Source organism: Luteibacter sp. P4_E6, assembly GCF_056401535.1.
Genome location: NZ_JBFUJE010000233.1, coordinates 1 through 6,168, shown reverse-complemented (window position 1 = coordinate 6,168; position 6,168 = coordinate 1). Strand labels below are relative to the sequence as shown.

The following is a 6,168-nucleotide window of genomic DNA, read 5'->3' as shown; positions in this document are numbered from 1 at the left end:
CGTTATACATGGCCGCCTGGGCCGCCGTCAGAGCAAAAGGAACAGCCCTGGGCGAGCGTTACCGCGCCCTGCGGGCGCGGGGAAAAGTAGCCAAGGTGGCCATCGTTGCCTGCATGCGATGCCTGATCACGGCCATCAATGCGATGGTCCGTGATCAGGCCGGATGGCGGCATGGGGCGGCTGTCTAAAAAAGACAGTTGCTCCCACAAAAAGCTGCCCCAGAGACAGCAGCCTGCCCCTGTTGACTTCGAGTGCACTCGAAGGCGTACGCTTCTCGAATGCCTAATTCGATGACCATTGCCGAGGCCGCTCTCGCCACCGGCCTCACCACGCATACGCTGCGCTACTACGAGCAGATCGGCCTGATCGATCCGGTGCCGCGGCGGAGCGGACAGCGCGTCTACGGCGAGGCCGAGATGCGTTTCATCCACTTCGTGCTCAAGCTGCGCGCCACCGGCATGCCGATGCGGGTGATCCAGGAATATGCCGAGCTGCGGCGCCAGGGCGAGACGCCCGAGAGCATCCGCCTGCGTGGCGACCTCCTGGCACGCCATGCCGCCAACCTGCGTGACGAGCTGGTCACGTTGACCGAGACCATCGCCCGGCTGGACGACAAGATCGCCCTGTACCGCTCGATGTACGTCGAAGACGGCGCCCCTTCCCCTGCCGAAACACCGACGCCTCCCGCGCCGGTGCCGGCCGCCCTCCCCTCGAAACGAAGGAGAAACGCATGAAGACCCGCCAACTCGGAACGCACGGCCCCCAGGTGTCGATGCTCGGCCTTGGCTGCATGGGCATGAGCGAGTTCTACGGCCCCACGGACGAGAAGGAATCCATCGCCACCCTCGAGCGTGCGCTGGAGCTCGGCATCACCTTCTGGGACACCTCCGACGCCTACGGCCCGCACACCAACGAGGAACTGCTCGGCCGCACACTCGCCGGCCGGCGCGACCAGGTCTTCCTGGCCACGAAGTTCGGCATCGTGCGCGACCCGAACGACCCGAACAAACGCGGCATCAGCGGCCGCCCGGAATACGTGCGCGAGTCGGTCGAAGGCAGCCTTCGCCGGCTGAAAACCGATCACATCGACCTCTACTACCAGCACCGTGTCGATCAGACCGTGCCCATCGAGGAGACGGTCGGCGCCATGGCCCGGCTCGTGGAAGAGGGCAAGGTGCGTCACCTGGGCCTGTCCGAAGCCTCGGCCGAGTCCATCCGCAAGGCTGCCAGCGTCCATCCCATCGCCGCGCTGCAGAGCGAATACTCGCTGTGGACCCGGGATCCGGAGACCACCGGCACCCTGGCCGCCTGCCGCGAGCACGGCATCGCCCTGGTCGCCTATAGCCCACTGGGCCGCGGCTTCCTCACCGGCGCGATCACCCGGCCGGAAGACTTCGCCGAGGACGATTACCGCCGCTTGAACCCCCGGTTCGTCGGCGAGAATTTCCAGAAGAACGTCGCCATCGTCGACAAGGTGAAGAAGTTCGCTGCCGACAAGGGCTGCACACCGGGCCAGCTGGCCCTGGCCTGGGTACTGGCCAAGGGTGAGGACATCATTCCCATCCCGGGTACCCGGCGTCGGACTTACCTGGACGAGAACGCCGGCGCGGTGGGCGTACCCCTGAGCACCGCGGAAGTGGCCGAGATCGACGCCATCTTCCCGCCGGACTCCGCCGTGGGCGACCGCTATGCGACAAACATGATGAGCTTCATCAACGCCTGATCCGTGAACGGCAGCCCCGTCCCCGGTTAACGGGGGTGGGGCTTCCCTCCCTATAATGGGCGGATGTCATCTCCCGATCATTCGCCGCTGGGCAAGGCCACCGTCTACGCCGACCGCTACGACGCCGGGCTGCTCTACCCCATTCCCCGCCAGGGCAAGCGCGACGAGATCGGCGTATCCGCCGGTGCGTTGCCGTTCCACGGCGTCGACGTATGGAACGGCTACGAGCTCTCCTGGCTGGACCTGCGCGGCAAGCCGGTGGTCGCCGTGGCGGAGTTCCGATTCCCGGCGACCACGCCGAATATCGTCGAATCCAAGTCCTTCAAGCTCTACCTGAACAGCTTCGCCCAGGAACGCCTGCCCGATGCCGAAGCCGTGCGCGCGATCCTCGTCCGCGACCTGTCGGCAGYAGCCGGCGGGCCCTCCGAGGTGATCCTGCGCGCACCGGGCGAACTCGACGGCACGCCGATCGGCGAGCCCGAGGGTGCGCTTCTGGACGCCCAGGAACTGGATTTCGACAGCTACGGCCCACCCCGCCCGAACTTTCTTCGCACCCACGAAGGCGATGCCCGCGAAGTGCTGGTATCGCACCTGCTGCGCTCGAACTGCCCGGTCACCGGCCAGCCCGACTGGGGCAGCGTGCAGATCGCTTACACGGGGGCGCCGATCGACCGTGCCGGCCTGCTGCGCTATCTGGTTTCCTTCCGCAGCCACACCGAGTTCCACGAGCAGTGCGTCGAGCGCATCTTCATGGATATCCGTGAGCGCTGCGCGCCCCGCGAGCTCGCCGTGTACGCGCGATACACCCGTCGGGGCGGTCTCGATATCAATCCGTTCCGAAGCACGGACCCCGCCGCCGTACCCGGCAATCCGCGTGGCGCACGCCAATAATGAATGCATCGTTCATGCGTTCTTCATTGGTCTTGCCTTTAGTTGTGTAGCCTGTAACCTGCCGCGGCCAAGGGGATAAGGCCCCTGCGCCTCGTCCCATTCGACTTTGATCAGCACTATCGGAATCCAGACATGAAGCTTTCCTTCCGTTCGTCCGCTCTCGCCACGGCCACCGTCGCCGGTCTGCTGGTCCTCACCGCCTGCGGCAAGAAGGAAGATCAGCAGAACGCCGCACCGGCTCCGTCTGCCACCGCACCGGCTGCACCGGCCGCCGCAGGCACTGCTCCGGCGGCTCCTGCTGCCGCGACGACCGCCGCTGCTGCTCCCGCTGCCCAGCCCGCCGCCGCTCCGGCTGCCCCCGTCGCACCGGCCGCTGCCGACACGCTGAAGGTCGGTTCGGTCACGCTCGGCAACGCCGTTGGCGGCGACAAGAAGGTCGCCAAGGCCAAGAACGCCTTCGCCCCCTCGGACAAGACCATCTACGCATCGGTCGCTACCGACGGCACCTCCGCCGGCGCCACGTTGAACGCGAAGTGGACCTACCAGGACGGCGAGACGACCACCACGGTCAGCGACATCAGCCAGTCGATCAGCACGGATGGTCCGGCCGTCACCACGTTCAAGATCCAGAATCCGAACGAATGGCCGGAAGGCAAGTACAAGGTCACCATCTCGCTCAACGGCCAGGCCGTGGGCAACGAGGCATTCGACGTCAAGAAGAAGTAATTCACTTCTTCCTGCGCATGCTTTGAAAAAGGGGGTGGCGCAAGCCACCCTCTTTTGTTTGGACCGGCTTCATTGGCCCGGCTTTTTTTTGTGGGAGCCGCTTCAGCGGCGATTGAGTGCTTGCGTCAGACTGGCCCGCTGCCGCGGGATCGCCGATGAATCGGCTCCTACGCAGGGCGCATCTCTGCTCGCCTATTTCTTCAATAGCGCGTTGAGTACGGGATATCTGACGGCAGTTGGCTCCGCCTTGCCCATGAACTCGGCCGCCATCCGCGCCGTGTTTGCATAGGCCTCCAGGGACAACGCGATACCGGCGCTCAGGCGTCGCGCGCCAGCCGCGAAAAGCTCGTCCCGCGACGGCAATCCCGGCACCAGCATCACGTTGAGCGGCGTCGGCGCGATGGCGTCGGCGAGACGGCGGATGTCGTCGGTCACCGAGACACCGGGAACGAACATACCGTCCGTACCGGCATCGATATAACGGCTCGCGCGACGTGTGACCTCTTCGATCGCCGCTTCCCCCGCTGCCAGGCCGCGCAGGTACACATCGGTGCGCGCGTTGATGTACAGGTCGCGACTGCCCAGCGTGGCGCGTATCGCCTTCAGCTTCGCGACGAGAAGGTCGGGCGACTTCGACCCGTCCTCGATATTGATGCCCGCCACGCCAGCGTCCACGAGCGTCGCGACCAGCCGGGCCACCTCGTCGGGATCCTCCGAACAACCTTCCTCGATATCGACGGTCAGCGGAAGGTCGACCACGCGCAGGATGCGGCGCACGGCGCCGACCATCTCGTCGGCGGGCAGCTGGTCGCCGTCTGGCCAGCCACACGACCACGCCACGCCGGCGCTCGTCGTGGCGATGGCCGGGGCGCCTGCGTGCTGTATCACTGCGGCGCTGGCGGGGTCCCAGGCGTTGGGCAGGACGAGCAGTTCGCTGCCGCGATGGAGGTCTCGAAGGCGTTGTGCAGTCATGGCGGGTCATCCTGTCGGGAGGTCCGCACACCTTCGCGCCTTGGCGGTGCCGCCGCAACTGGCGTCCTGCGTGTAGGAGATGCATAGGCCCGGTGAGAGAGGGGCTCACCCGTTGACGACACAGGCTTCAGGCCGGCGATGGTCGAATGGCGCCCATCCACCCCATTCCGCTTTTACCGCGCCACTAGAGGAGTCATCGACATGCTGCATTGGGCCGTAGTTTTCTTCGTCATCGCCATCATCGCGGCGGTCTTCGGCTTCACCGGCATCGCCGCCGGCGCCGCCAGCATTGCCAAGATCCTGTTCGTGGTCTTCCTTATCCTGTTCATCCTGTCGCTGCTGTTCGGCGGCCTGCGTCGCGGACCCAGGATATAAGCCACGCGCATACCGAGTAAGAGGGACAACGCCCCGGCCCCAGACCGGGGCGTTGTCTTATCTGGCATTCGCTATTGCAGCGCCATCAAGCTGGCGATAACGATGGCGTCCAGGATGCCGATCAGAATGAGCCAGCGGCAGAGTTGGCGAAGCGCCGCAGCCACCGCATCCTTGCGCATTGGCCGATCCTGGAATATCCAACGGAGCCCCATCTTGATTCGCCGCAGGTCGAAACGGCCGGTGGCTTCGACCTGCCGCGGATCGACGCGCGCGACCATGATGCTCATCAGGCCAGGAACGAGCGTCACGATGATCGCGAGGACGAAAGCCGCCCAGAACAACGGTGACTTGCCATGGGGATCGAACTGGCACAGATCGCAATCCGGTTCCGGGAAGTGCGTGGAGAACGCCATGTAAATGGCGCCGATGTACCCGAGGGTCCACACGACGACGAGCACCCGCAGAATCCACGCGAGTACCCGGAGAAAGCGCGTCGGAATATCCCTCAGTCCAAGCAGCGCTCCGTTGGTGTACCGCTCATGTCCTGCTCCCATGTGTCCGAGTGGACCCATGTCGACCCGACGCTCCATACCGTGCGTAAAACACATGGACACGATTTTCGTCACGATGCCCAGTGCAACCATCGCCATAAAGTAAACATTGATAAACACGGGCACGCGCCTGATCCTATTCGGAGCGAAATCTAGGCCGTCGTCCCATCGACCGTCAACGTCCTTGCCGTGACAATCCTCTCCTTGTTCGAAACGACTGTTTCGATGCAACTTCCGGCTCGGAAACAGGCACTCACGCTGGCGCTCCATGTCCGGAAGGGAAATTCATCTGCCCTCGGCATAACACCCGCCACAATGCCCGCGCTATCGCTCGCTCTGGAGGATGAGTCATGCGCAAGCTCCTCTGTCTTATCTTCGCCCTCGGTCTCGCGGGCACGGCCTCGGCCGACTCGGCGCGAAGCAGTGCCGCCGATACCGACTTCGTCCGCAAGGCGAGCAGCGGCAACCTCACCGAGATCGCACTGGGCAAGCTTGCCGCCGACCAGGCATCGTCGGACGACGTGAAGAAGTACGCCGCGCGCATGGTGACCGATCACACGCAGGGCAACGAGCAACTCGGAAAGCTGGCAGGTAGCAAGGGCATCCAGATCGCGACAGCGCCCGACGTGGCGCAGCAACATGACATCGACCGTCTCAAGGGCCTCGACGGCGCGGCCTTCGATCGCGCTTATTCCGACCTGATGGTTCGCTCGCACAAGCTCACGGCGGGCCTCTACGAGCTCGAGGCGACGAAAGGCGAAGACACGGAGATACGCGCCTTCGCGCACGACACGTTGCCCGTCCTTCGCGAGCACGAGAAGCTGGCGGACTCGTTGCCACCGTTCTGACCCGACCCGGGCTCGCCGCAGGCGGCGAATCGGCGGATCATGACGGGCCCGCCCTTCCCATTCTCCCGGACACGCCCACGCC

General features: G+C 64.9%; 8 protein-coding genes and 1 pseudogene. 7 read left to right on the top strand and 2 right to left on the bottom strand.

From position 1 onward, the window contains the following. The 5 genes and pseudogenes from AC1DT2_RS13955 to AC1DT2_RS13935 all read left to right on the top strand — a co-directional run. Nucleotides 1-188, top strand: a pseudogene (locus AC1DT2_RS13955) (hypothetical protein); the annotation flags it as partial. Between the two features lie 102 nt (nt 189-290). Next, nucleotides 291-734 carry a MerR family transcriptional regulator gene (locus tag AC1DT2_RS13950; RefSeq protein ID WP_213949205.1) on the top strand — a complete coding sequence of 148 codons (444 nt, stop codon included), beginning with the start codon at nt 291-293 and terminating at the stop codon, nt 732-734. Continuing rightward, nucleotides 731-1,723, top strand: a complete 993-nt coding sequence (locus tag AC1DT2_RS13945; protein WP_477296936.1) for an aldo/keto reductase — start codon at nt 731-733, stop codon at nt 1,721-1,723. The genes AC1DT2_RS13950 and AC1DT2_RS13945 overlap by 4 nt, the downstream gene beginning before the upstream one ends. A gap of 63 nt (nt 1,724-1,786) precedes the next feature. Continuing rightward, nucleotides 1,787-2,614, top strand: coding sequence for an NADPH-dependent 7-cyano-7-deazaguanine reductase QueF (gene queF, locus AC1DT2_RS13940; RefSeq protein WP_477296934.1), 828 nt, complete (start codon nt 1,787-1,789; stop codon nt 2,612-2,614). Between the two features lie 132 nt (nt 2,615-2,746). Beyond that, nucleotides 2,747-3,340, top strand: a complete 594-nt coding sequence (locus AC1DT2_RS13935) for a hypothetical protein (protein WP_477296932.1) — start codon at nt 2,747-2,749, stop codon at nt 3,338-3,340. 192 nt (nt 3,341-3,532) lie between these two features. Here AC1DT2_RS13935 and AC1DT2_RS13930 read toward each other — a convergent pair whose 3' ends face one another. After that, nucleotides 3,533-4,312, bottom strand: a complete 780-nt coding sequence (locus AC1DT2_RS13930) for an isocitrate lyase/PEP mutase family protein (RefSeq protein ID WP_477296930.1) — start codon at nt 4,310-4,312, stop codon at nt 3,533-3,535. A gap of 201 nt (nt 4,313-4,513) precedes the next feature. Here AC1DT2_RS13930 and AC1DT2_RS13925 point away from each other — a divergent pair, with 201 nt between their 5' ends. Next, a complete protein-coding gene (locus tag AC1DT2_RS13925) occupies nt 4,514-4,687 on the top strand; it encodes a DUF1328 domain-containing protein (protein WP_046968321.1) in 174 nt (57 codons plus the stop codon). Between the two features lie 71 nt (nt 4,688-4,758). Here AC1DT2_RS13925 and AC1DT2_RS13920 read toward each other — a convergent pair whose 3' ends face one another. After that, nucleotides 4,759-5,364, bottom strand: a complete 606-nt coding sequence (locus AC1DT2_RS13920; protein ID WP_477296928.1) for a hypothetical protein — start codon at nt 5,362-5,364, stop codon at nt 4,759-4,761. Nucleotides 5,365-5,588: 224 nt separating this feature from the next. Here AC1DT2_RS13920 and AC1DT2_RS13915 point away from each other — a divergent pair, with 224 nt between their 5' ends. Next, the gene (locus AC1DT2_RS13915; protein WP_477296926.1) at nt 5,589-6,086 is read left to right on the top strand and encodes a DUF4142 domain-containing protein; all 498 of its coding nucleotides are present in this window, start codon (nt 5,589-5,591) and stop codon (nt 6,084-6,086) included. Nucleotides 6,087-6,168 lie beyond the last annotated feature (82 nt).

What these genes read in the sequence shown, in the direction of transcription:
- AC1DT2_RS13945 (WP_477296936.1), top strand. Translation starts at nt 731, where the DNA reads ATGAAGACCCGCCAACTCGGAACGCACGGCCCCCAGGTGTCGATGCTC.
- AC1DT2_RS13935 (WP_477296932.1), top strand. Translation starts at nt 2,747, where the DNA reads ATGAAGCTTTCCTTCCGTTCGTCCGCTCTCGCCACGGCCACCGTCGCC.
- AC1DT2_RS13925 (WP_046968321.1), top strand. Translation starts at nt 4,514, where the DNA reads ATGCTGCATTGGGCCGTAGTTTTCTTCGTCATCGCCATCATCGCGGCG.
- AC1DT2_RS13915 (WP_477296926.1), top strand. Translation starts at nt 5,589, where the DNA reads ATGCGCAAGCTCCTCTGTCTTATCTTCGCCCTCGGTCTCGCGGGCACG.
- AC1DT2_RS13930 (WP_477296930.1), bottom strand. Translation starts at nt 4,312, where the DNA reads ATGACTGCACAACGCCTTCGAGACCTCCATCGCGGCAGCGAACTGCTC.
- AC1DT2_RS13950 (WP_213949205.1), top strand. Translation starts at nt 291, where the DNA reads ATGACCATTGCCGAGGCCGCTCTCGCCACCGGCCTCACCACGCATACG.